13 protein-coding genes and 1 pseudogene are annotated in these 26,136 nt (G+C 63.6%); 6 read left to right on the forward strand and 8 right to left on the reverse strand.

Going from position 1 to position 26,136, the window contains the following annotated elements:
* From AC5PZ0_RS26425 to AC5PZ0_RS26435, 3 genes are all read right to left on the reverse strand, one after another.
* The coding region (locus AC5PZ0_RS26425; RefSeq protein ID WP_493856050.1) for a vWA domain-containing protein at positions 1–870 on the reverse strand (870 nt) is incomplete at its 3' end.
* Positions 871–880: 10 nt separating this feature from the next.
* Positions 881–1,726 carry an AAA family ATPase gene (locus tag AC5PZ0_RS26430; RefSeq protein ID WP_027594591.1) on the reverse strand — a complete coding sequence of 282 codons (846 nt, stop codon included), beginning with the start codon at positions 1,724–1,726 and terminating at the stop codon, positions 881–883.
* A gap of 229 nt (positions 1,727–1,955) precedes the next feature.
* The gene (locus tag AC5PZ0_RS26435) at positions 1,956–3,029 is read right to left on the reverse strand and encodes a DUF748 domain-containing protein (protein ID WP_493856051.1); all 1,074 of its coding nucleotides are present in this window, start codon (positions 3,027–3,029) and stop codon (positions 1,956–1,958) included.
* 133 nt (positions 3,030–3,162) lie between these two features.
* Between AC5PZ0_RS26435 and cysK the strand changes: the two genes are divergently transcribed.
* Positions 3,163–4,137: a cysteine synthase A gene (gene cysK / locus AC5PZ0_RS26440; RefSeq protein WP_027594589.1), complete on the forward strand. Its 975-nt coding sequence runs from the start codon at positions 3,163–3,165 to the stop codon at positions 4,135–4,137.
* Between the two features lie 172 nt (positions 4,138–4,309).
* Positions 4,310–5,245, forward strand: coding sequence for an aspartyl/asparaginyl beta-hydroxylase domain-containing protein (locus AC5PZ0_RS26445; protein WP_238215933.1), 936 nt, complete (start codon positions 4,310–4,312; stop codon positions 5,243–5,245).
* An 83-nt stretch (positions 5,246–5,328) separates the two neighbouring features.
* Here the strand turns inward: AC5PZ0_RS26445 and AC5PZ0_RS26450 are convergent, their stop codons facing one another.
* Together AC5PZ0_RS26450 and AC5PZ0_RS26455 are read right to left on the reverse strand one after the other, a co-directional pair.
* Positions 5,329–5,991 carry a hypothetical protein gene (locus AC5PZ0_RS26450; protein ID WP_454243089.1) on the reverse strand — a complete coding sequence of 221 codons (663 nt, stop codon included), beginning with the start codon at positions 5,989–5,991 and terminating at the stop codon, positions 5,329–5,331.
* Positions 5,992–5,993: 2 nt separating this feature from the next.
* Positions 5,994–6,476, reverse strand: coding sequence for a hypothetical protein (locus tag AC5PZ0_RS26455; RefSeq protein ID WP_493856062.1), 483 nt, complete (start codon positions 6,474–6,476; stop codon positions 5,994–5,996).
* Between AC5PZ0_RS26455 and AC5PZ0_RS26460 the strand changes: the two are divergent.
* Positions 6,467–6,769, forward strand: a pseudogene (locus AC5PZ0_RS26460) (type II secretion system protein GspD); the annotation flags it as partial. The gene AC5PZ0_RS26455 and the pseudogene AC5PZ0_RS26460 overlap by 10 nt on opposite strands.
* Before the next feature lie 177 nt (positions 6,770–6,946).
* Here the strand turns inward: AC5PZ0_RS26460 and AC5PZ0_RS26465 are convergent.
* The 3 genes from AC5PZ0_RS26465 to azu all read right to left on the reverse strand — a co-directional run bounded on the left by AC5PZ0_RS26465 (position 6,947) and on the right by azu (position 10,162).
* Positions 6,947–7,372, reverse strand: coding sequence for a hypothetical protein (locus AC5PZ0_RS26465; RefSeq protein WP_454243090.1), 426 nt, complete (start codon positions 7,370–7,372; stop codon positions 6,947–6,949).
* 638 nt (positions 7,373–8,010) lie between these two features.
* On the reverse strand, positions 8,011–9,663 hold the full coding sequence (locus tag AC5PZ0_RS26470) for a cyclic peptide export ABC transporter (RefSeq protein ID WP_238215939.1): 1,653 nt from the start codon (positions 9,661–9,663) through the stop codon (positions 8,011–8,013).
* 46 nt (positions 9,664–9,709) lie between these two features.
* Positions 9,710–10,162: an azurin gene (gene azu, locus AC5PZ0_RS26475; protein WP_265968501.1), complete on the reverse strand. Its 453-nt coding sequence runs from the start codon at positions 10,160–10,162 to the stop codon at positions 9,710–9,712.
* 179 nt (positions 10,163–10,341) lie between these two features.
* Between azu and AC5PZ0_RS26480 the strand changes: the two genes are divergently transcribed.
* The 3 genes from AC5PZ0_RS26480 to AC5PZ0_RS26490 all read left to right on the forward strand — a co-directional run bounded on the left by AC5PZ0_RS26480 (position 10,342) and on the right by AC5PZ0_RS26490 (position 26,028).
* The gene (locus AC5PZ0_RS26480) at positions 10,342–11,325 is read left to right on the forward strand and encodes a TauD/TfdA family dioxygenase (RefSeq protein WP_493856052.1); all 984 of its coding nucleotides are present in this window, start codon (positions 10,342–10,344) and stop codon (positions 11,323–11,325) included.
* 377 nt (positions 11,326–11,702) lie between these two features.
* The gene (locus AC5PZ0_RS26485; protein ID WP_493856053.1) at positions 11,703–18,182 is read left to right on the forward strand and encodes an amino acid adenylation domain-containing protein; all 6,480 of its coding nucleotides are present in this window, start codon (positions 11,703–11,705) and stop codon (positions 18,180–18,182) included.
* Between the two features lies 1 nt (position 18,183).
* The gene (locus AC5PZ0_RS26490; protein WP_493856054.1) at positions 18,184–26,028 is read left to right on the forward strand and encodes an amino acid adenylation domain-containing protein; all 7,845 of its coding nucleotides are present in this window, start codon (positions 18,184–18,186) and stop codon (positions 26,026–26,028) included.
* The last annotated feature ends 108 nt before the right edge of the window (positions 26,029–26,136 follow it).

Consider the following 26,136-nt stretch of genomic DNA (forward strand, 5'->3'; position numbering starts at 1 on the left):
GAACCGCTCCGAGGTGCGCCGTAGGTTGTTCCTCCACACCGACTCGTACACGAAGTTGTGGAAGTAGTAGTACTCCAGGTGCTTGAACTCGGTCTTGCAGGCCGAAAACAGCTCTTCGCAGACTTTGACGTGGGCATCCATCGAGCCACCGATGTCGAACAGCAACAGCAGCTTGACGGTGTTGCGCCGCTCCGGGCGCATCTGGATGTTCAGCAACCCGGCGTCGCGTGCGGTGTGGTCGATGGTGCCGTCGATATCCAGCTCTTCGGCAGCGCCTTCACGGGCGAACTTGCGCAGCCGGCGCAAGGCCAGCTTGATGTTGCGCGTGCCCAGTTCGACCTGGTCGTCGAGGTTCTTGTACTCGCGCTGGTCCCACACCTTCACCGCCTTGCCCTGGCGCTGGCCAGCCTCGCCCACGCGGATGCCTTCGGGGTTGAAACCGCCTGAACCGAATGGGCTGGTGCCGCCGGTGCCGATCCACTTGTTGCCGCCGGCGTGGCGTTCCTTTTGCTCTTCAAGGCGTTTCTTGAATTCCTCGATTAGCTTGTCCAGGCCACCCAGCGACTGGATTTGCGCGCGTTCTTCATCGGTGAGCGAGCGCTCGAACTCCTTGCGCAGCCAGTCTTCGGGGATCAGCGCTTCAAGGTGGCGGTCGAGGTTTTCCAGGCCCTTGAAGTAGGCCGAGAATGCTCGGTCGAATTTGTCGAAATGCCGCTCGTCCTTCACCAGGATCGCCCGTGCCAGGTAGTAGAACTCGTCCATGTCGGCGAACACCACGCGTTTTTGCAGGGCATTGAGCAGGTCGAGCAATTCGCGTACCGACACCGGCACCTTGGCCGCGCGCATTTCGTTGAACAGGTTGAGCAGCATGGCCGGCCCCTCAGCGGTTGCCGCGTCGGCTCATGAACGCCAGGCGCTCGAGCAATTGAACGTCCTGCTCGTTCTTCACCAGGGCGCCCGCCAGGGGCGGGATGGCCTTGGTTGGGTCGCGCTCGCGCAGCACTGCTTCGCCGATGTTGTCGGCCATCAGCAGCTTGAGCCAGTCGACCAGCTCGGAGGTGGAGGGCTTTTTCTTCAGGCCCGGCACCTTGCGCACATCGAAGAACACGTCCAGCGCCTCGCTGACCAGCGATTGCTTGATGTTCGGGTAATGCACGTCGACGATCTGTTGCAGCGTGGCGCGGTCGGGGAAGGCGATGTAGTGGAAGAAGCAGCGGCGCAGGAAGGCGTCGGGCAGTTCTTTTTCGTTGTTCGAGGTAATGATGATGATCGGGCGCTGCTTGGCCTTGATGGTCTCGTCGGTTTCGTAGACATAGAACTCCATCTTGTCGAGTTCTTGCAGCAGGTCGTTGGGGAACTCGATGTCGGCCTTGTCGATTTCGTCGATCAGCAGGATGACCCGCTCTTCAGCCTCGAAGGCTTCCCAGAGCTTGCCCTTTTTCAGGTAATTGCGCACATCGTGGACTTTTTCGGTGCCCAACTGCGAGTCGCGCAGGCGGCTGACCGCATCGTACTCGTAGAGGCCCTGGTGGGCCTTGGTGGTGGACTTGATGTGCCAGGTGATCAGCCGGGCGCCGAAGGAGGCGGCGAGCTGTTCGGCGAGCATGGTCTTGCCAGTGCCCGGTTCGCCTTTGACCAGCAGCGGGCGTTCGAGGGTGATGGCCGCGTTTACCGCCAGTTTCAGGTCGTCTGTGGCGACGTAGTCGCGGGTGCCTTCGAACTTCATGGGAGTGTCCTCTGCGGGTGGCTGTGCCGGCCTTTTCGCGGGGCAAGCCCGCTCCCACAGGAGCACCACAAGCCTTGAGAACTGTGGTATCCCTGTGGGAGCCGGCTTGCCGGCGATAGGGCCATAACAGCCAGTACCTATTGTTGATTTGTTACCGACTATAACGCGGGGCTCGGCGCCTGCAAACGCAGACCGGGTATTCAGTCCCTGAATGCCCCGTCACGCGCTTTCAGTCGGACTTTGGCGCAGGCTGCTCATACCGGGCATTGAACGCCTGGACAAAGCCATTACGCAGGATCTGCAAAAACGCCTCGAAGGCACTGACATCCTGCTTGTGCACACTGCCACTAAGCTCCACCCGGGTGGCGAACTGGTTTTTCGGCTGGTTTTTCAACACCGATTCGGTGCCCCCCACCAGCGCCTCCCACACCGAGCGGAAAAAGCCCTTGTCCTTGTTCTGCACGTCCTGCTGCCAGTTGAACACATCGACATCGCGCAGCAACGGCTTGATATAGCCCGTAAGCCGGCCCTTCTCAGCCTGGGCTTCGATCACCAGGTCGCCATGCCCGGCATTGAAGTCGAACTTGCCATAAGCGCTGGCAAAGTCATTGAGCTTGCGCAACTGAATGTCAGTGGCGCGCAGGCGGAATTCGAAGTCGTCGAAGTCGCTGAACGGGTCGAAGGTAGCGCGGCTCTCGACCTTGGCATCCCCGAACAACACGGCATGGGCGTCGAAACTGGCGTCGCGTCGGCCTTTTTCGTTGCGCACGTTGGTCAGGTTACGAATGCTGGCGTCGAGCCGGGTGGCCTTGAGGTTAACGGGGGGCTTGGAGGTGAAGTTGCGAAAGGTCAGCACGCCGTCTTCGATGCGTACTTCGTTGAGGGTGATCGGCAGCAGTTTTTCCAGTTGTTGGCGCCAATCGGTGCCGCGGCCGGTCTGTGACGCCTGCTTGCTGCCGCCGTCGACAAAGTTCAGCGCTGGCCGCACGAAGGTCACCTCGGCCACTACGGCGCGGTCGTGCCACAACGCGTGCCAGCTCACCGACAGGTCGATCAAGGGCGCATCGAGCAGCGGCACCGGGACCTTGCCGCTGGTCTTGACGATCTTCAGGCCGTTGATCTGGTAAGCGCCGCGCCACCAGGCCAGGTCGACGTCGACGACCTGGCCGCGGTAGTCACCCATGTCGGCCAGCTTGTCGTTGAGGTAGTCGCGCACCAGGTAGGGCAGGGCCAGGTGCAGGGCCACCAGCAGCACGACCAGGCTGGCCAGGCCGACCAGCGGCCAGCGGTAGCGACCTTTCATCGAAGGTTCTCCTAGGCTGGATGTGCGGTTGACCGCAGCCGCCGCCTGGGAGTTCGAACAGGCTTTACGGGCCAACGGGGCAGGCTTACCCTTGAAGTCTTTCCCTGCATCTTCATGTTCAAGGACCCCTGCCATGAGCCGTATCTACGCAGACAACGCCCATTCCATCGGTAACACGCCGCTGGTGCAGATCAACCGCATCGCCCCGCGTGGGGTGACCATCCTGGCCAAGATCGAAGGGCGCAACCCGGGCTACTCGGTCAAATGCCGGATCGGCGCGAACATGGTCTGGGACGCCGAAAGCAGCGGCAAGCTCAAACCCGGCATGACCATCGTCGAGCCCACCTCGGGCAACACCGGCATTGGCCTGGCGTTCGTTGCCGCCGCCCGTGGCTACAAGCTGATCCTGACCATGCCGGCCTCGATGAGCCTTGAACGGCGCAAAGTGCTCAAGGCCTTGGGTGCCGAATTGGTGCTGACCGAGCCGGCCAAGGGCATGAAGGGCGCCATCGAGAAGGCCAACGAAATCGTCAACTCCGACCCGGCCCAGTACTTCCAGCCAGGCCAGTTCGAAAACCCGGCCAACCCGGCAATCCATGAAAAGACCACCGGCCCGGAGATCTGGAACGACACCGACGGCGCCGTCGATGTGCTGGTGGCCGGTGTGGGCACTGGCGGTACCATCACCGGCGTTTCGCGCTACATCAAGCAGACCCAGGGCAAGTCGATCCTGTCGGTGGCGGTGGAGCCGGTGGCCTCGCCGTTGATCAGCCAGACCCTGGCCGGTGAAGAACTCAAGCCCAGCCCGCACAAGATCCAGGGCATTGGCGCGGGCTTTGTGCCGAAGAACCTCGACCTCTCCATGGTCGACCAGGTCGAGACGGTGACCGACGAAGAGTCCAAGGCCATGGCCATTCGGCTGATGCAGGAAGAGGGTATTTTGTGCGGTATTTCCTGTGGCGCAGCGATGGCGGCGGCAGTGCGCCTGGCGGAAAAACCAGAGATGCAGGGTAAGACCATCGTCGTAATCCTGCCCGACTCTGGCGAGCGTTACCTGTCGAGCATGCTGTTCAGCGATATGTTCAGCGAGCAGGAAAACCAGCAGTAATCGCCTCGTCCTCTGATCAGGCGCAACACTCGGTAAACCGGTTTATTGCAGAATCTTCATGAATGAGATCCCGCCCAGGTTGTTTTTACCGGGGCGGGATGGGTTTATGATGGCCGGATGATTTTTTCGGGAGCAGGCGGCGCAGGCCTGCTTCCTTTCCAAGGAGTGTTGCATGACCTTTTCCTTTGCAGCCAAGGCGGGTGTCCTGCTGGTGTTTTTCGGCAGCGTGCTGTTCGTGCACCTGCGCGGCAAGGCGCGCCTGCCGGTGTTGCGCCAGTTCGTCAACCATTCGGCGCTGTTCGCCCCCTATAACGCCTTGATGTACCTGTTTTCTGGCGTGCCGTCCAAGCCGTACCTGGACCGCCAGCGCTTCCCCGAGCTGGATGTGCTGAAGGACAACTGGCAGGAAATCCGTGAAGAGGCCATGCGCCTGTTCGACGAGGGCTACATTCGCGCAGCTGAAAAAGACAACGACGCCGGCTTCGGTTCGTTCTTCAAGAAGGGCTGGAAGCGCTTCTACCTGAAGTGGTACGACAAACCGCTGCCGTCGGCCGAGGCCTTGTGCCCGCGCACCGTCGAGCTGGTCAGCAGCATCCCTAACGTCAAGGGCGCGATGTTCGCCTTGCTGCCCGGTGGCAGCCACCTGAACCCGCACCGCGACCCGTTCGCCGGCTCTTTGCGCTATCACCTGGGCTTGTCCACGCCCAATTCCGACGACTGCCGCATCTACGTCGATGGCCAGGTGTATGCCTGGCGTGACGGCGAGGACGTGATGTTCGACGAAACCTACGTGCACTGGGTCAAGAACGAGACCGACGTCACCCGCGTGATCCTGTTCTGCGACATCGAACGCCCGCTGAGCAGCCCGCTGATGACCCGCATCAACCGCCAAGTCAGTGCCTTCCTCGGCCGCGCCACCGCGCCGCAGAACACCGACGACGAGCGCGTCGGCGGGATCAACCAGGCGTATGCCTGGAGCAAGCGTTTCAGCAACAAGATCAGTAGCCACGTGAAGCAGTTCAAGCGCGCCAACCCCAAGGCCTACCGCATTCTGCGGCCGGTGTTGGCGGTGGTGGTGGCGTATCTGTTATATCGCTGGTTGATCTGATTTCTACCCACTGGGGCTGCTTTGCAGCCCTCTCTGGCCCAAAATCTGTAATCGGATGCAAGTGCTTGTGTATTAGGGGTGTGCTATCTCAAGAAGTCGAACCCGTCGAACGTATAGGAAATACGAAAAGTTCCGGGTACAGGAAGTATGCTGCCCTGTGTTTCAGTGGATTGATGCAAGGCTTCAAGGTGCATAAAAAGTTGCTCTACGTAAGCGGAATGCATGTCGAATGCACGGTATTCCCCCCTGAGGGAATAGTCACCTTCTAGGGCATAATATCGCAGTATTCGAGGGTCCTCGCTTGGCGGTGTTCTGGGGGTTACTTCAATGTTTCTAATTATTCCGTTGCAGGCCTCTGTGACGAACGCTGAATGAGCGAGTGGCAGTTGTGAGTTTCTGAAGAAACTACTCGTTGATTCGAGGCTTTCCAGAACTTTGTCTACATTGCCAAAAGCCATCCTCCATGTGGCCTTGCGGATACAGAAATTGGGCAAGGCATCACTGTCCGTGTCAGACGCATAGAGGCCGTAGAACGTCCCAGTCTTCTTCTCAAATACTGAAATGCCGAGTGTTAATTTGAAAACAAGCAGCGCTTCGTCCGAGAAGGTTGCGCTGATTGTTGTGGCCTCGTGCATCAAGGCGCTCACCAGCTGGCGTGCCCCTGGAGGGGAGATATAAGCTTGCATGCGGGATTGATGACCAGCAGGCGTTTGGGTCAGGTCTTTTTCCCATGAGAGGTTGTGCATTATCATTTCCTTCGCATGTCTTTCAAGCGGCCGAGGAATTCGGGGTTTGTTGATTTGAACCGATCTACAGTCCAAACATTAGAGCGGGAGTCGATGGCGAGGTTTCGCCGTGAGTCCCCATAGTTAGCTTTTTCCTCGTGTGCATCAACACCTTGGTTTTTCCACCATTTATCATCCCGAGCCGTCAGCTTTCCAACCGGCGCATCAGGGATTTCGAAATCATCATCCGATGCCTCATTGTGCTCCTCGTTGAAGCTCAGGCGGTTTTTCCAGCTAGAGGTGTTGTCTTGATCTGCCCACGAAGGCGTATTGTCAAGCTTGAATGAAGATTCAAACCCACCAAGGTCCTGGTTTGAGCCGTTGTTGGAGTTTGTCGTGATGGTGCGACCGGTCAGCGCGCTAAGCAACCGAGCAAAGAAACTACTAAGCGTCTGACTCAATGCTTGCTTGCCATCAGGGTCCACATATTTGTACGGGTTACCCAAGTATCTCGACGCGAGCAGTCTCCCCCCAGGTAGCGGTGCAAAGCGGCCAGACGGTGTTGCTGGGGGGCTTGATCAAACAGAACGAGGCCGACAGTCAGAGCCGTGTGCCTTGGTTGGGCAGGGTGCCTGGGGTGGGCTGGCTGTTCAGCGATACGCAGCGTAGCCATGGCCGTACCGAGTTGATCGTGCTGATCACGCCGAAGGTGGTGAGTGATGCCAGCACGGCCCGCCAGGTGACGGATGAGTATCGGCAACAGTTGCAGCTCATACGGCCTGGATTGAGTGAGGGGTGAGCCACTGATTAACTGATTATCCCGCCGTGTTGCGCTGAGTAATGCTGTGTGTGGAAGGTCCGGGCCGGGCGTGATAGCACAGCCCGGACCTTAGCGATCAGTTAATCAGCTCCCGTCGCAACGATTGGTACAAGAGGAGCGAGGGCAGCGCCCTCGCACTTGGTGTTGCTGGAGTCATTATTGTTGCGTGATGCCAAAATTTTTCAGATAGGTTTGCGCGAGCGTCCCATCGGGCCCAGGTTTTTTTGAAATGGCTGCAAGTTCGCCAATGGAAATGAAGTGATCATGGATCACCTCTTTGAACTCGCCATTAAAGAATTCTCGCTTGACCGCTATTACCGCCAATTCGTCGCATGCGCTTTCAATGGCTAGCCATTCCATGTTGCGGCTACATAGAACTATCGGGTAATCGAGCGTGCCGTCAAAAAAAGTCCTGTTGCCATGCTCAAATTCTTCAAGGTCATTGAGGGTATTCTTTCCACTGAAGGAAAGGCAGCTACCCTCTTGAGTGGCCTCACCCAGATATTTGACGATCACCGGTGCGCAAAATTGATGGGTGCTGGAGTCGATAAGTGACGCCATTACCGTGTCATTGTCCAGCATGGGCCTTTCTATAAAATAGAAAACACAATCACGATATTTGAATACGTTCTGTGGGAGCTCCTTGTCAAACGCTAAATGCTCAGAGATTTTGGTTGTAATATCAACGGTGTCTTGAAAATTTAACTTTAGCATCATGGTGTTGATCCAAATCGTATTTTTGTCAGATCTTTTTTGCCACCTGTCATGCGCATCGCAGCTGACGGGCCGCCGGTGCTCGTGGCTTTTTCATAGAATCTATAGGTTTTTCTGGCTATTGGTGAGTGGGGACGGATCCGTCTTTCGAGGTGCTGTGTTTGTAGCCATTAGATTTAGCGTCGATTGCTGCCTCGGGCGTGCGGTCTGCTTGAATTTGGTTTGAACTGTTTTTTGTGAATTTTGAGGGGGAACTGACAGGCGTCCAAGGCGCGTTTTCGGCAGTCGTCAGCGTTTTTCCGAAGCTTGCTATATTTTCCCACCCCGTATCGCGTCTATCGCGTCTATCGCGACGCTTGCGAGGCCAGGGACAGAGGGAATTACAGAAATCACAGCATCGAAGGCAAAATACCAACACAACCACCTGGCTATCCCCCTGCATTATCAGGGCGCACAAAAAAGGCGGTCATTGCCGTGACCGCCCCTCAAGCCCGCGCTACGCTAGCTCACGCCGGCTCCAACGCCTCGACCACCTTCCCGCGGCTCAGGTGCACCACCTTGTCCGCCGTATCGAAGTAGCGGTCATCATGCGAGATCACGATGATGGTCTTGCCCAACCGCTTCAGGTCCGGCAGCAGCTCGGTGTAGAACACCCGGCGGAAGGTCGGGTCCTGGTCCGCCGCCCATTCGTCAAACACCAATACCGGCCGCCCATCCAGCCAGGCGTTGACCAGCGCCAGGCGTTTGCGTTGGCCGGTGGAAAGGTCGGTGGTGGTAAACGCACCATCGCGCACGCTCACCTTATGGGCGATTTCCAGCCGCTCCAGGTAGCGCGTGGCATCGCTGGGCAGGCTGTGCTCGTGCTCGGGCAGGTCTTCGAACAGGTAGTAGTCGGCGAACACGGTGGTGAACAGCTGGCGGTAGTCGTCCAGCCCTTGCGGGTCAACGGCCTTGCCGTTCAGGCGCACTTCGCCGCGTTGCGGGGTATACAGGCCCAGCAGCAGCTTGATCAGCGAGGTCTTGCCGCAGCCGTTTTCGCCGACGATGAACAGGATCTCGCCCGGCGCGATGCTCAGGTTCACCGGCCCGACGCGGAAGGGTTCGTTACCGTCCACCGGTGGGTAGGCGTATTCGACATTGTGCAGCTCCAGGTGCGCGCTGCCGGGGGCGGTGTGCTTGATCGGCTGGTCCAGCAGCAGGTGCGGTTCGGGCGAGGAAAAGCGCTCGGACAGGTCGGCGATGCGGCGGAACGCCACTTGCGCGCGGCCGAGAATCGGCAGGTTGCCGATCAGTGTCTCCAGCGGGCCTTTCATGTACAGCAGCACCAGCACGAACCCGCTCATTACGGCCGGGTCGTTGCTCGGCCACAGCGACTGCAGGGCCAGGGTCAGGCCGATGACCACGAAGAACAGCATCGACCCGAGGCTCTTGGCGGCCACGAAAATGTTGATGGCGCGGATGTGGGTGTTGGCGATGAAGTCGGCGGTGCCCTGGATGTTGCGGGTCAGCATGGCATGGCGGCGGCGGCGGTCGATGCGCAGCTCTTTGGCGCCTTCGGCAATCGCCGAGTAGTGCTTTTGCAGGTTGTCCTCGGCATCGCGGGCGGCGTTGAAACCGGCCACGCCTTTTTGCCGGGCCACGTACTGCACGGCGCTGCCGATGCCGATCGCCACCAGGGTGATGAGGAAGATCGGCCACGACAGCCAGGCCAGGTAGGCCAGGCAGCCAGTCACGGTGGTCAGCGAGATGGCCAGCGGGGCGAAGGCGAAGGCGAAGTCGCTGATGGTGTCGACGTCACGGGTCAGCACCGGGATCAGGCGGTGGGTGCGGTAGCGCTCGATCTGCTCGATCGGCGCCGACAGCACCTTGGCGCCGAGGTCTTTGCGCAGCCGGGCGATGACCTTCTGGCCAACGTAGTTGGTGCCACTGTCGGCGGCCACGCTGCTCACCAGCGCCAGCACGCACAGGCCGGCGAAGGCCAGGATCACGCCCTGGCTCATGCCGTCGGGGGCATGCAGGCCCTGGTTGACGGTGGCCAGCAGCGCGGTCACGGCCAGGCCGCCGACCATGCCCAGCAGCACCGAGACGATGACCGCTGGGCGGTAGGGTTTGAGCAGGCCCAGCAATTCGCGGATGGCCCCGGGGGAAGACGTTTTCATGAAGCGCGATCTCGGTGAGGGAGTGGAGGTGGGCGGCGCGGCGGGGTCAGCTCCCGAGGGCCAGGGTGCCCTTCATCAAGGTGCTGTGGAACGGGAACGAGCAGTAGAAGCTGTAGGCAGTGCCGGCCTTCAACGAACGGGTGTCGAGGGTGACGCTGTCTTTTTCGCCACCGCCAATCAGGCGGGTATGGGCGATGACCCGGGTATCGCCTGGCTTCACGTAGTCCTGTGCCTCGCCTGCCTTCAGGCCGTCGTCCAGCACGCCTTGCATATCTGCCTGGGTGCTCAGGACCCAGTTATGACCCATGACGTTCTTCGGCATTTCGCCAGGGTGGGCGAGGGTGACGGTGAACGACGTGCAGGCCTTGGGGATGGTGATTTCGGCCTTGTCGAAGGTCATCTGGTCGGTGCCGTGTATTTCCACGGCGCAGTGCTCGGCCGACCAGGCGACGGCAGGGGCCGCGGCAAGCAAGGCGAGGAGCAGAAGCTGGCGAGTCATGTAGGGTTCCTGGACGATAAAAGGGTGCACATCGTTCAGACGAACCGGCGCGCGTTCGCTTTACCTGTGTGTTCGCGCGGGTGAATTTCTGCCGGGCATGCTCGTTCATCTAGTCAGGCGCCCTGATGGCGCAGCATCCCTTTCGCCGCCACGGCGGCCCTGGCTTGAGGTGACGGTACATGAGTGAATTGCTGAGCTTTGCGATCGAACCCCTGGACGCTGCCCGCGGCGACCTGCCGTTGTTGGTGCGCGCGCCGGAGCCTGGCATCGACCTGCTCGACGCGTTCGACGAGCTGAAACCGCTGGTTGACCGCCACCTGCTGCACGCAGGCGGCATCCTGTTCAGGGGCTTCCAGGTGGGCGGGGCTGAGGCTTTTCGCCAGTTCGCCGCCGCGTTCGGCCACCCGCTGCTCAACTACGAGTTCGGATCCACGCCGCGCAGCAACGTGACCCAAGGCGTTTACACCTCGACCGAGTACCCGGCGCACCAGAGCATCCCGCTGCACAACGAGCAGGCCTACACCCTCGAGTGGCCGATGAAGATCTGGTTCTACAGCGTGATCCCCGCCGAGACCGGCGGCGAGACGCCGATTGCTGACAGCCGCGAGGTGTATCGGCGGATGCCAGCGCGTATTCGCGAGCGCTTGGTCGAGAAGGGCCTGATGTATGTACGTAACTACGGCAACGGCCTGGACGTGGAATGGTCGCAGGTGTTCAACACCGAAGACCCGCGGCAGGTCGAGGCCTACTGCCGTGCGCATGCCATTGAGTGCATCTGGAAGGAGGATGGCGAGTTGCGCACACGCCAACGCTGCCAGGTGGTGGCGCGTCATCCGGTGACGGGGGAGGACGTGTGGTTCAACCAGGCGCACCTGTTCCATGTGTCTAACCTGCAGCCGGAGGTGCGGGAGGCGTTGATGGACATCGTCGAGGAAGAGGACCTGCCGCGTAATGTGTATTACGGCGATGGCTCGATCATTGAGGACGCGTTGCTTGATGAGATACGCGGGGTGTTGGATGAGTGCACTATCAGTTTCCCTTGGCTGGAGAATGATGTGCTGATGCTCGACAACATGCTCGCGGCGCATGCGCGTTCGCCGTTTACGGGGAAGCGCAAGGTGGTGGTGGCGATGGCGGAGGGGCATTCGCAGGTGGGGCGGTGAGGAGGTGCATGCCTTGGGAGTTTTGTCGCCTGTGAGATCGAGCGCCGCCCGCGCGGCGCTTCGCAGCACAAGGCTGCTCCTACATCTGTTTCGGGCCAATTATTCCTGAGGCATCAGCGCGCGGCCCCTTGGCGCCTGACACGATATCGAGTCGAACAAACAAGGCGGTCGCGCGCCTCTATCACAGGCTTTACTGGCCGGAGACAGATGTAGGAGCAGCCTTGTGCTGCGAAGCGCCGCGCGGGCGGCGCTCGATCTCATAGGCGCCACAACCCTTAAGGCATGCGCCCAGCAGCCCCCAAAACTGGCCACCCCTAAATCAGCCCCCCATGCCTTCGTCTGACAGTTACCGCTCGACTGCCAGGACACCGCTCGACATGAATGCTGAACAGACGCTCAAACTCGCCCGCCGCTTCATCGAACTCAGCCCCGACAAGCGTCGCCTGTTCCTCAAGGCGTTGCAGGGCGAGGGCATGGACTTCTCGGTGTTGCCGATTGCGCCGGGTGTCGAGGTCGACGAGCGTGACCGGTTGTCCTACGCCCAGCGGCGCATGTGGTTCCTCTGGCAGCTCGACCCCCAAGGCGCAGCCTACAACCTGCCGATGGCCGTGCGCCTGAATGGCCCATTGGACCTGAGCGCCCTGCAACACGCCTTCGACGCCTTGGTCGCCCGCCACGAAACCCTGCGCACCCGCTTTGTCGCCGACGGCGATGATGTGCGTCAGCACGTGGATGCCGTCGCGGCCCCGCTGCAATTGCGCCAGGACTGCCTGAGCGAACTGGCCGAAGCGGCCCGCCAACACACCCTCGAATCGATTGCCGAAGCAGAGGCCCTCGCGCCTTTCGACCTGGCCACCGGCCCGCTGCTGCGCGTGCGCCTGCTGCAACTGGCAGCGCAGGAACATGTCCTGCTGCTCACCCTGCACCACATCGTCGCCGATGGCTGGTCGATGAACGTGCTGATCGACGAATTCCTGCACCTGTACGACGCCGCCGTGGCCGGCACCCCAGCCACACTCGAGCCCCTGCCGATCCAGTACCGTGACTACGCCCTGTGGCAGCGCAGCTGGCTCGAGGCCGGTGAGCAGGACCGCCAGCTGGCGTACTGGCAGGCGCGCCTGGGCGATGATCACGCCCCACTGGAGCTGCCGCTGGACCGCACCCGCAAAGGCCGGCCAAGCTACCGCGGCGCTCGCCACGCATTCCCGATTGCTGCCGATGTCGCCGAGCGCCTGCGCGGCCTGGCGCGTCGGCACAACGTTACCTTGTTCATGGTTTTGCTGGCGGCCTTCAAGCTGCTGCTGCAGCGCTACAGCGGGCAGGGCGCAATCCGCGTCGGCGTGCCCATCGCCAACCGCAACCGCGCCGAAAGCCAGGGTTTGATCGGCTGCTTCATCAATACCCAAGTGCTGCACACCGAGCTCGACCCGTTGCTGGATATCACCGGCCTGTTGCAGCGCGTGCGCGAAACCGCCGTGGGCGCGCAGAGCCACCAGGACCTGCCGTTCGAGCAACTGGTCGAAGCCTTGGACCTGCCCCGTAGCACCGACAGCCCGCTGTTCCGCGTGCTGTTCAACCACCAGGCCCAGGTGGCGGATGTCGAAGCCATCAAGACCCGCTCCGGGCTGAGCCTGGCGCCGATCACCCTGGAAAAGCACAGCGCCCGTTTCGACCTGGCGCTGGATACCCACGAGCGTGCCGGGCAGCTGCATGCGGCCTTCACCTATGCCCTGGACGTGTTCGATGCGGCCACGATCGAGGCCCTGGGCGAGCAATGGCTGGCCCTGGTGCAGGCGCTGGCCGATGACACCGCTGGCGCGGTGGGCGAGTTGCCGTTGCCTGGCCTGGCAGCCACTCGGGGTGTGCCAGGTCATTTGGTCGAGCCGCTGCTGGTTCACCAGCGCTTTGCCGACGCCGCCCGCCGCCACCCCACACGCACCGCAGTGATTGCCGCTGGCGAGGCAGCCAGCTACGCCGAACTCGACGCCCGCGCCGAGGCCATCGCCGACAGGCTGGTCGAAGCCGGCGTGCAGCCAGACACCCTGGTCGGCGTGCTGGCTGACCGCAGTGTCGGTATGCTCGCCAGCATCCTCGGCGTGCTCAAGGCGGGCGGCGCGTACCTGCCCCTGGAGCCTGAACAACCGGCCGAACGCCTGGCCTACTTGCTCACCGACAGCGGCACCCAGCGGGTGCTGGCGCCTGGCAACTGGCAGGCGGAACTGCCAGAAGGCGTTTCCCGCCTGGCGTGGGAACATACCCAAGCCCTAAGCCAAAAAACGCCACGCCCTAGTGCTGCCGCAGCCAACCTCGCCTACGTGATCTACACCTCCGGCACCACCGGCCAGCCCAAGGGCGTCGCGATCAGCCATGGCGCCTTGGGCAACTACGTTGAGGGCATCGCCGCACGCCTGCCGGTGGGGCAGATCCACAGCATGGCGCAAGTCTCGACCCCGGCTGCGGACCTCGGCCACACCATGCTGTTCGGCGCCCTGTGCGGTGGCCAGACCTTGCACCTGATGCTGCGCGAGCAAGTGTTGGATGCCGAGGGCTTTGCGGCCTACCTGGCACAGCACCAGGTGGACGCCGTTAAGATTGTGCCCTCGCACCTGGAGGCCATGTTGGTCGCCGGTCGCGCGGCACTGCCTGGCCAGTGCCTGGTGCTGGGCGGCGAAGCCATCAGCCCGGGCCTGCTCGGCAAAATCCGCGCCCTGGCGCCGGCACTCAAGGTGTTCAACCACTACGGCCCGACCGAGACCACGGTCGGCGTGCTGGTGGCTGAACTGGACGATCAGGCGTCGCTCGGCCAACCGCTGGCCAACGCAACCGTCAGCGTGCTCGACAGCTGCCTGCAGCCACTGCCGGCCAAGGCCAAGGGCGAGCTGTACATCGGCGGCGCCGGCCTTGCCCGTGGCTACCTCGGCCGCCCGGCGCTCACCGCCGAGCGCTTCGTGCCCGACCCAAGTGGTGCCCACGGCGAACGCCTGTACCGCAGTGGCGACTGGGTACGGCACAACGCCGCTGGCGAGCTGCAGTTTGCTGGGCGCATGGACGGCCAGGTGAAAATCCGCGGTTACCGCGTGGAACTGGCCGAGATCGAGCAGCAGTTGCTTAGCCTGGAAGGCGTCGCCAACGCCGTGGTCCGGGTCAAGGGCCAGGCACCGGAAGCGGTGCTGGCTGCCTGGCTGGTGCCCAGCCAAATGCCGGCAGACAGCCAAGCTTGGCAGGACACGATTCGCGCCACGCTCAAAGGCCTGCTGCCCGAGCACATGGTGCCGACCCACCTGATGGTGCTGGCGCAACTGCCGGTCACGGTCAACGGCAAGGTCGACGTCAAGGCGCTGCCCGAGCCGGTGGCCACCCAGGCGGCTTACCAGGCACCGGTGACCCCGCTGCAGGTGCAACTGGCGCAGATCTGGGCTGAAGTGCTGCAGGTGCCGCAGGTGGGCCTGAGCGACAACTTCTTTGCCCTGGGCGGGCACTCGCTGCTGGCCACCCAGGCCGTATCGCGGGTGCGCAAGCACCTGGGCCTGGACATCCCGCTGCGTACCCTGTTCGACACGGTCGACCTGCAGGCCTTCGCCCAGGCAGTGGCTGAGGGCGAGCAGGGCGCTGGGCTTGAGATCGAGATCCTCGACCGCGAGCAGCCACTGCCGGTGTCCCGCTCGCAAAACCGCCAGTGGCTGTTCTGGAAGCTCAACCCCGAAAGCCTGGCCTACAACACGCCAATGGCCGTGCGCATGCAAGGCCCCCTTGACCGTGCTGCGGTGCAGGCCGCGCTGGACGCGCTGGTGGCGCGCCACGAGTCACTGCGCACGGTATTCGTCGAAGCCAACGGTTTGCCGTGGCAACGCATCCTGCCCGCCGCCTCGGTGCCGATCGGTTTCGAAGACCTCAGTGGCCAGGACGACGCCGCGCAAATGCGCAAGCTGGAGGCCGAAGCCTTCGCCCCGTTCGACCTGGAGCACGGCCCACTGCTGCGTGCCCGCCTGTTCAAGGTGCATGCGCAGGAGCACCTGCTGTCGCTGACCCTGCACCACATCGTCTCCGACGGTTGGTCGATGAGCCTGCTGGTACGCGAGTTCGCAGCGGCCTACAACGCGGCCGCCAGCGGCCAGGTGCGGGCCTTCGAACCGCTGCCGGTGCAGTACGCCGACTTCGCCGCCTGGCAGCGCAAATGGCTGGCCGAGGGGCAGATGCAGGCACAGATCGACTATTGGAAGGCGCGCCTGGAAGACGACTTCGAAGTCCTCGAACTGCCCGCCGACCGTATTCGCCCGCAGGTCAAAAGCTACCAGGGCAGCCGCTTCGATGTGCGCCTGCCGCTGGCCCTGACCGAGCGCCTGCGGGCATTGGCGGTGGCGTCCAATGCCACGCTGTTCCATGTCTTTTTGGCGGCCTATGCCATCGTGTTGTCGCGCTACAGCCGCAAGGACACGATCAACATCGGCGTGCCAGTCACCAACCGCAACCGCCTGGAGCTCGAAGGGCTGATCGGCTTCTTCATCAACGTGGTGGTGGCGCGGGTGGGCGTCGATGGCAGCCTGCCGTTCCCGCAACTGCTGGCCGCGATCAAGGAGACCACGTTGCAGGCCCAGGCCAACAAGGACGTGCCGTTCCTTGAGGTGGCCGAAGCCCTGTACCCCGAGCGCGACCAGGGCGTGAACCCGTTCTTCCAGGTGCTGTACAACCACTTGCGCGACTTGGGCGAGCAGGTGTCCAGCGATGCCCTGCACGGCCTCAAGGTCCGGGAAGTGGACCTGCTGGAGCCGGGCGCGCAGTACGACATCTCGCTTAACACCCTGGAACGCTCCGACGGTGTAACGGCCTCGTTCAACTACTCCACCGACCTGTTCGATGCCCCGCGTATCGAGCGCATGGCCGGGCACTGGCAAGCGCTGCTCGAAGCCATCTGTGCCGAGCCGCAGCGCTGCATCGCCGAGCTGGACTTCTTGGCCGACGCTGAGCGCCGTCAACTGACTCAAGGCTGGAACCCGGCACCGCAGGCCAGCAGCGGCCTGTGTGCGCACCAGTTGCTGGAGCGTCAGGCAAGTGCGCGGCCCGACGCCGTGGCGCTTATTTTTGACGACCAGCAACTGAGCTACGCCGAGCTGGACCGCTGCAGTAATCAGTTGGCCCACCGCCTGCGTGCCCTGGGCGTAGGCCCAGACCGCCTGGTAGGTGTAGCCGTCGAGCGCGGCCTGGGCATGGCGCTGGCGCTGATCGCCATTCACAAGGCTGGCGGTGCCTATGTGCCGCTGGACCCGGACTACCCGCAAGAGCGCCTGGCGTACATGGTCGAGGACAGCGGCATCGGCCTGCTGCTGGCCGATGCGCCGTCGCTGGCGCGCTTGCAGTTGGATAAGCAGCTGCCTTGCGTGGTGCTCGAACCCGGCACCCAGTGGCTGCACGCCTGGCCAGCCGAGCCGCTGCCGAACCTGGCCGCGCCGCACAACCTCGCCTATGTCATCTACACCTCCGGTTCCACCGGCATGCCCAAGGGCGCGGCCATCGATCACCATGCCTTGTCGGTGTTCTGCCAGGTGGCTGGCGACTACTCGCGCCTGAGCCCGGAAGACCGTGTGCTGCAGTTCGCCACCTTCAGCTTCGACGGCTTCATCGAGCAGTTTTTCCCGCCGCTGGCGCAAGGCGCTTGCGTGGTGCTGCGCGACCTGCGGCTGTGGGACACCAACACCCTGGTGGACGAGATCAACCGCCACGGGGTTACTGTGGCCGACTTGCCGGCGGCCTACTGGCGGCTACTGGCCCTGGAGCGTCGCGCACCCGAGGCCTATGGCCGGCTCAAGCAGATCCACGTGGGCGGTGAAGCGGTGCCGGAAGATGCCCTGCGCGCCTGGCTGGCCGACGGGCCGCCGGCGGTGCGCCTGCTCAACACCTACGGCCCGACCGAGGCGACCGTGGTCGCCACCACGTTCGACTGCTCGCCAATGACGCCCGAGCAGATCAGCGCAGGCGGCGTGCCGATTGGCCGAGCGTTGCCAGGCCGGACCTTGCACGCCCTGGACGACGGCCTGGCGCCGACCCCGGTCGGCGTGTCGGGCGAACTGTTCATCGGCGGGGCTGGGTGCCTGGCGCGGGGTTACCACCAACGCCCATCGCTGACAGCCGAACGCTTCATTCCCGACCCGTTCGACCCCGTGGGTGGAGGCCGGTTGTACCGCACCGGCGACCTCGGGTACTACGACGAGCAGGGGCAACTGGCCTATCGCGGGCGAGCTGACCACCAGGTGAAGGTGCGCGGCTTCCGCATTGAACTGGGCGAGATCGAGCAGTACCTGCGCGCGCACCCGGATGTGCGCGAGGCAACGGTACTGGCCATCGACCTGCCCAGCGGCAAGCAGCTGTGCGCCTATGCCGTGCCTGTCGAAGGCAGCACTGGCGACCTGCGCCAGGCGCTTAAGCAGTACCTGAAGGCCAGCCTGCCGGACTACATGATCCCGTCCTACCTGGTGACCCTGCCGAACATGCCGCTGACCCCCAGCGGCAAGCTCGACCGCAAGGCGCTGCCGCTGCCCGACCCCAGCCAGCCGCAGCACGACTACGAAGCGCCGCAGACCGAACTGCAACAGCAACTGGCGCAGATCTGGGCGCAATTGCTGAACCTCGGCCAGGTTGGCCTGAACGACAACTTCTTCGAGCTCGGCGGCCACTCCCTGCTGGCCGCACAGGCGGTTTCGCGCATCAACGTGGAGCTGGGCCTGGACCTGCCCCTGCGGCTGATCTTCGCCCACCCCGAGCTGCGTGCGTTCGCCCAGGCACTGGACGAGCAGGGCCTGTCGCTGAGCGACGATGGGCTGAGCGATATCGAAAAAATGATGAATGAATTCACAGAGGCCTGACATGGAACTCACTGCAGCACAACGCATTGCCCAACGCTTCGTCGGCCTCCCTGTGGAGCAGCGTCAGCAGATCCTGGAGAAAATGCAGGCCACTGGGCAAAGCTTCCGCCTGTTGCCCATCGTGCCCGCACGCCAGGGCCTGGCGCGCATTCCGTTGTCGTTTGCCCAGCAGCGCTTGCTGTTCCTGTGGCAGTTGGAGCCCGACAGCCCGGCCTATAACGTGCCGATGGCCGTGCGCCTAAAGGGCGCACTCAACCTGGCGGTATTGCAGCAGGCGCTGGATGCGCTGGTCAGCCGCCATGAATCACTGCGTACCCGCTTCGTCTCGGATGAAGGCGAGTTCCATCAGGACATTCTCGACGCCTGCCCGCTGGTGCTGGACGTGGTCGAGTGCCAGGACGATGAAGCCGCCTTGAGCGTGGCTGTCGATGCCGCGCTGAAGCAGCCGTTCGACCTGCTGGCCGGGCCGTTGATGCGGGTTACGCTGCTGCGCGTGGACGCCGAGCACCATGTGCTGGCCCTGAGCATGCACCACATCATCTCCGACGGTTGGTCGAGCGACCTGCTGGTGCAGGAATTCATCCAGTTGTACACCGCGTTGGCTGAAGGCCGTCAGGCCGAATTGCCGGCTCTGCCGATCCAGTACGCCGATTATGCGATCTGGCAGCGTGCCTGGCTGGAGGCCGGTGAGGCCCAGCGCCAGCTGGCGTACTGGCAGGCGCAACTGGGTGACGAGCAGCCGTTGCTGAGCCTGCCGCTGGACTTCGAGCGGCCGGCCACGCCGAGCTATCGCGGCGCGGTGCTCAAGCTGAACATCGGCGCCGAGCAGGCCGAGGCTTTGCGCGCCCAGGCACGCAAGGGCGGCCACACCGTATTCGTGCTGATGCTGGCGGCCATGGCGGTGGTGCTGTCGCGCTACAGCGGGCAGTCGGACATCCGCATCGGCGCACCGAATGCCGGGCGTAACCGCAAAGAGCTGGAAGGCCTGATCGGCTTCTTCATCAATACCCAAGTGCTGCGTGTGCAAGTGGACGAGCGCGCGACCTTCGCTGCGCTGCTGGAGCAGGTCAAGGACGTGATCGGCGGCGCCCAGTCGCATCAGGAGCTGCCGTTCGAGCACCTGGTGGATGCCTTGCTGCCAGAGCGCAACCTGGCCCACAACCCGCTGTTCCAGTTCAAGATCAACCAGCACGTGGTGGCCGGCGACCCCTCGCGCAAGCGCCTGGGCGAGCTGGAGGTAGAAGGCTTTGCCCGCGAAGGAGGCGATGCGCGCTTTGACCTGGCCTTCGACTTCTCGGACAAACCCGAAGGCATCGAGGGGTACTTCACCTACGCCACCGACCTGTTCGAGCAGGCCACCATTCAGCGCCTGGCGGATTCGCTGCGGCGTGTGCTGGACGTGCTCAGCCACGCCCCGCACGCGCCGATCGTCGAGCACCTTGAAGTGGCGGCGCAGCAGCAGGCCGCGCCAGCAGTTTACCCGCACCGCGACTTCCTCGCCTTGTGGCACCAGGCGATGGCCCAAGGGCAGGCCCAAGGTGGCGTGCGCGCAGGTGACCGCTTCATGACCCAGGCCGGGCTGGACGCTGCGTCCAACCGCGTGGCCGACTACCTGCGCCAGCGCGGCGTCGGAGCTGGCAGCATCGTTGCCCTGTGCCTGCCGCGCTCCATCGAGTGGGTCATGGCCTTGCTGGCAGTCCTCAAGACCGGCGCCGCCTACCTGCCGCTGGACACCCAGCAGCCGCAGGAGCGCTTGCAGCAGTTGATCGTCGACAGTGGCGCTGCCGTGCTGCTGCATGAGCCGGGCGATACACGCTTCGCGGGCCTCGACGGGGTGCAGGCGGTTGCCTGTGAACCCGCCACCTGGGCAGGCTGCAGCGACAGCCGGGTAGAGGTTGCAGTCAGCCCTGAACAGCCGGCCTACCTCATCTACACCTCGGGCTCGACCGGCCAGCCGAAAGGCGTGGTGGTCAGCCACGGGGCGCTGGCCAGCTACCTCCAGGCCGTGCTGGAGCGCCTGCAACTGCCCGCCGGCGCGAGCATGGCCATGGTGTCCACCACCGCCGCCGACCTGGGCCACACCGTGCTGTTCGGTGCCCTGGCCTCGGGCCGCCTGCTGCATTTGTTGCCGCAGGAACTGGCCTTCGACCCCGACGGTTTCGCCAGCTACATGGCGCAGCACCAGGTGGGCGTGGTGAAGCTGGTGCCAAGCCACCTGCAAGGCCTGCTGCAAGCGTCCCGCGCCGCCGAGGTGCTGCCTGCCGAAGCGTTGATTCTGGGCGGCGAAGCGTGCCCTTGGAGCCTGTTGGAAAAAGTCCGTGAGTTGCGCCCGGGGTGCCGGGTGATCAACCACTACGGCCCGACCGAGACCACGGTCGGCGTGCTGACCTTCGAGCCAAGCCAGCGTCTGCAAGGCTGCCGCACAGTGCCGGTCGGTCGCCCGCTGGGCAATGCCTGCGCCCAGGTGCTCGATGGTTACCTCAACCCGCTGGCGCCGCACGTGGTCGGCGAGCTGTACCTGGGTGGGCAGGGCGTTGCCCAGGGCTACCTGGGCCAGCCGGGGCTGACGGCCGAGCGCTTTGTGCCGGCTGCGGGTGGCGCCCGCCTGTACCGCGCGGGCGACCGAGCGCGAATGAGCGCTGAAGGCCTGATCGAATTCATCGGGCGTGCCGATGACCAGGTGAAAATCCGTGGCTATCGCGTCGAGCCGGGTGAAATCGGCCGAGTCATCGCCGGGCTGCCCGGTGTCAGCGACGCCGTGGTCCTGGCCGTGCCGCTGGAAGGCGATGCCGAGCGCCTGCAGTTGGTGGCCTACGTGGTGGCTGAAGGGGGCATGAGCACGCAGCAGTTGCAGGCGCACCTGCAAACGCGCCTGCCTGACTACATGGTGCCCGCACACATCCTGTTGCTCGAGCGCCTGCCACTGACCGCCAACGGCAAGCTCGACAAGCGTGCCTTGCCCACACCGGGCGCGGTGAGCCGCGGCTATGTGGCCCCAGAAGGCGAGGTCGAAGAGAAGCTCGCCGCCGTGTGGGCCGATGTGCTCAAGCTGGAACGCGTGGGCAGCAGCGACAACTTCTTCGAGTTGGGTGGCGACTCCATCCTCAGCCTGCAGATCATTGCCCGGGCCAAGCGCCAAGGCATCAAGATCACCCCCAAGCAGCTGTTCGAACAGCAGACTGTTGGCCAACTGGCCCAGGTCGCCAAGCGCATCGAAGCCAAGCAACCGCTTGCAGCCCCCGTGGATACCGCGACCCGCGGTGAGGTGGCGCTGCTGCCGGCCCAGGTGCGTTTCTTCGAGATGGACATCGCCCAGCCTGCGCATTGGAACCAGTCGGTGCTGCTGAAACCGGCCCAGCGTGTGCAAGTGGAGCACCTGGAAGCGGCCCTGCGTGCGGTGCTGGAACAGCACGATGCCTTGCGCCTGCGCTTCAGCCGCCAGAACGGCCCGTGGCAGGCCCGCTTCCAGGCCGTGGACGCTTCGCCGGTGCTGCGCCAGCGCAGCCTCGCGGCGTTGAGCGAACTGGACGCTGCGGGCACTGAGGTGCAAGCCAGCCTCGACCTGGAGCACGGGCCGCTGCTGCGTGCCGAACTGTTCGACGTCGCCGATGGCCAGCAGCGTTTGCTGTTGGCCATTCACCACCTGGTGGTAGACGGCGTGTCATGGCGGGTACTGCTGGAGGACCTGCAAGAGGCTTACCAGCAACGCCTGAACGGGCAAGTCGTTAGCCTGCCGGCCAAAACCTGCGGCGTGAAAACCTGGGCCGAGCGCTTGGTCACTCACGCCAGCAGCCCAGCGCTACACGCCCAGGCTGACTACTGGCAGCAGGTGCTGCAAGGCAGCCCGGCAGAACTGCCGCGTGACAACCCGCAGGGCAGCCTGGGCAACCAGCATGCCCGTACCGCTGCATCGCGCCTGGATGCCGCGCGTACCGCCCAGTTGCTGAAGCAGGCACCCGCCGCCTACCGCACCCAGGTCAACGACCTGCTGCTGACCGCGCTGGCGCGTACCCTGTGCCAGTGGAGCGCGCAGGACGAGGTGCTGGTGCAACTGGAAGGCCATGGCCGCGAAGAGCTGTTCGACGACCTTGACCTCAGCCGCACGGTGGGTTGGTTCACCAGCGTGTTCCCGGTACGCCTTGCCCCTGGCCAGGCGCTGGGCCCGTCGATCAAGGCAATCAAAGAGCAATTGCGCGCGGTGCCGGACAAGGGCATCGGTTACGGCCTACTGCGTTACCTGGGCGATACCCCGGTCCGCGAGCGGCTCAGCGGCACTGCGCAGCCACGCGTCACCTTCAACTACCTGGGCCAGTTCGACAGCAGTTTCACGACCGACGATACCGCCGTGTTCAGCCCGAGCGGCGAAAGCGCCGGGCGTACCCAATGCGCCGGTGCGCAACTGGGCAACTGGCTGAGCATCACCGGCCAGGTGTATGGCGGCGAGCTGTTCCTGGAGTGGACCTACAGCGACGACGTCTACCGCCCGGAAACCATCCAGCAGCTGGCCCAGGCCTACGAGCAGGCACTGGCCGAGTTGGTCGAGTATTGCTGCCAGGCGCAGCACCACGGCGTGACGCCTTCGGACTTCCCATTGGCCGCGCTCACTCAGGGCCAGTTGGACAGCTTGCCTCTACCTGCAGCGCAAATCGCCGATGTGTATCCGCTGTCGCCGATGCAGCAGGGCATGCTGTTCCACACGCTCTACGACCAACAGGCCGGCAACTACATCAACCAGTTGCGGGTCGATGTCGAGGGGCTGGATGTACAGCGCTTCAAGCAGGCCTGGCAGGCCGCGCTCGATGCCCATGACATCCTGCGCAGCGGTTTCGTGCTGCAGGGCGAGCTGGAGCAGGCCGTGCAGGTGGTGCGCAAATCGGTGGCGTTGCCGTGCAGCGAGCATGACTGGCGTGGCCAGCCGGCGCTTGAGCAGGCCCTGCAGACGCTGGCCGAAGGCGAGCGCCAACAAGGGTTCGACCTGACCGAAGCGCCGCTGCTGCGCCTGGTGCTGGTGCAAACGGGCGAAGCCCGCCACCACCTGATCTACACCAACCACCACATCTTGATGGATGGCTGGAGCACCTCACGCCTGCTGGGTGAAGTGCTGCAACGTTACGCAGGCATGGCGCCAAAGGCCCAGGCCACGCACTACCGCGACTATATCGCCTGGCTGCAAGGCCAGGACGCGGCGGTCGCCGAAGCCTTCTGGCAGGCCCAGTTGGCCGCGCTCGACGAGCCGACGCGCCTGGCCCAGGCCATTGCCGGTAGTGCGGGCGTTGCGGGCAGCGGCTACGGTGATCATCGCCTGGCCCTCGATACCGAGCAGACCGCCCGCATCGAAGCCTTCGCCCGCGCTAACCGCGTCACCGTCAACACCCTGGTGCAATCGGCCTGGCTGCTGCTGTTGCAGCGCTATACCGGCCAGGCCAGCGTCTGCTTCGGCGCCACCGTGGCCGGCCGCCCCGCGGACCTCGCCGGGGTGGAAGAGCAGATCGGCCTGTTCATCAACACCCTGCCGGTGATTGGCGCGCCCCGTGCCGAGCAGACGGTAGCCGAGTGGATCAGCCAGGTGCAGGCTTGCAACCTGGCCGTGCGCGAGTTCGAGCACACCCCGCTGTACGACGTACAGCGCTGGGCCGGGCAGGGCGGTGACGCGCTGTTCGACAGTATTCTGGTGTTCGAGAACTACCCGGTGTCCGAGGCGCTGCAACAAGGCGCGCCGGGCGGGTTGCGCTTTGGCGACGTGGCTGTGCAAGAGCAGACCAACTACCCGCTGACGCTGGTAGTAGAACTGGGCGCGACTCTGTCGATGCAATACAGCCATGACCGTGCCCTGTGGAGCGACGAGAGCATTGGCCGGTTGGCGGGTTATTTCACCCGCCTGCTGCAGGCATTGGTCGCCGATGCGGATGCAGTAGTCGGCGAGCTGCCGATGCTGAGCCTGCAAGAGCAGCAGATGATGGTCGAAGGCTGGAACGACACCCTCGCGGCGTATCCGAATGAGCGCAGTATCCACTCACTGATCGAAGCCCAAGTGTTCGCCACCCCGGACGCCCCGGCGTTGATGTTTGGTGAGCAGACCCTGAGCTACGCCGAACTCAATGGCAAAGCCAACCAGCTGGCGCACAAGCTGCGTGAACTGGGCGTGGGCCCGGACGTGCTGGTAGGCATCGCCATGGAGCGCAGCCTGGAGATGGTCATCGGCTTGCTGGGTATCGTCAAAGCCGGTGGCGCCTATGTGCCGCTGGACCCGGAGTACCCGCAGGACCGCCTGAGCTATATGTTCGAGGACAGCGGCATTGCCTTGCTGCTGACTCAGTCGCACCTGCGTGATGCCTTGCCGATCCCCGTCGGCCTGCACAGCCTGGACCTGGACAGCGAAAACCTCGATGGCTACAGCGATGCCAATCCTGGCATCGACGTAGCCCCGCTGAACCTCGCCTATGTGATCTACACCTCCGGCTCCACCGGCCGCCCGAAAGGCGCCGGCAACAGCCACCAGGCACTGGTTAACCGCCTGTGGTGGATGCAGAAAGCCTATGGCCTGGACGCCAGCGACAGTGTGCTGCAGAAAACCCCGTTCAGCTTCGACGTGTCGGTGTGGGAGTTCTTCTGGCCGCTGATGACCGGCGCGCGCCTGGTCATGGCTCAGCCGGGTGCCCACCGCGACCCGCAGTTGCTGGTCGACACCATCAACCAGTACGCCATCAGCACCTTGCACTTCGTGCCGTCGATGCTGCAGGCGTTCATGACCCACGAAGCGGTGGAAAGCTGCCGCAGCCTCAAGCGTGTGGTGTGCAGTGGCGAGGCATTGCCGGCCGAGCTGGCGCGCCAGACCCTGCAACGCCTGCCAGCCGCCGGCCTGTACAACCTGTACGGCCCGACCGAAGCGGCCATCGACGTCACCCACTGGACCTGCCGCCCGGACGAAAGCATCAGCGTGCCGATCGGCCAGCCGATCGACAACCTCAAGACCCACATCCTCGAAGGCAGCCTGCAACCGGCGGTACGCGGCAGTGCCGGCGAGCTGTACCTGGGCGGCGTAGGTTTGGCACGTGGTTATCACCAGCGCCCGGCGCTGACGGCCGAGCGTTTTGTGCCGGACCCGTTCAGCGACAACGGCGGGCGCCTGTACCGCACCGGTGACCTGGCGCGTTACAACGCCGATGGCGTGATCGACTACGCCGGGCGTCTCGACCACCAGGTGAAGATCCGCGGGTTGCGGATTGAACTGGGTGAAATCGAAGCGCGCCTGTTGGAATTGCCAGCGGTGCAGGAAGCGGTGGTACTGGCCCAGGACGGGCCGAGCGGTAAACAGTTGGTGGGCTATGTGGTACCCGCCGACAGCACGCAAGACGAGGCCGCATTGCGCGACAGCCTGCGTGAGGCCCTCAAGGCCGGGCTTCCGGATTACATGGTGCCCACGCACCTGCTGTTGCTGAGCAAGCTGCCGGTAACACCGAACGGCAAGCTGGACCGCAAAGCCCTGCCACAACCGGATGCCAGCCTGCTACAAGGCGAGTACGTGGCGCCGCAGAGTGAGCTGGAGCAACAGATCGCGGCGATCTGGGCCGATGTGCTGAAGCTGGAGAAGGTCGGCCTCACTGACAACTTCTTCGCGCTAGGTGGCCATTCCCTGTTGGCGACTTCGGTGATCGTGCGCATCCAGGAGCAAGCCGGTGTCTCGGCCGAGCTGAAAGAGCTCTTCGAGTTCCCTGTCCTGGCTGACTTCAGCCGCCAGCTTGAAGCCAAGGCGCCCGCCATCGACGCTACCCAGGACCAGTTGGCCAAGTCCCTGGCGTTGCTCGACAGCTTGAGCACGGAAGAGCTCGATGAGCTGGTTTCCTAGCTTTTTGACTTAGCAGGGAGCGTGTGGGAGCCGGCCAACCGGCGCCCACACGGTAAGCGGCGCGAATTTCCATCTAAATCCTTGCCAGTGCTCAATCGTCTACCTACG

This window comes from Pseudomonas sp. 5.2 (assembly GCF_059025405.1).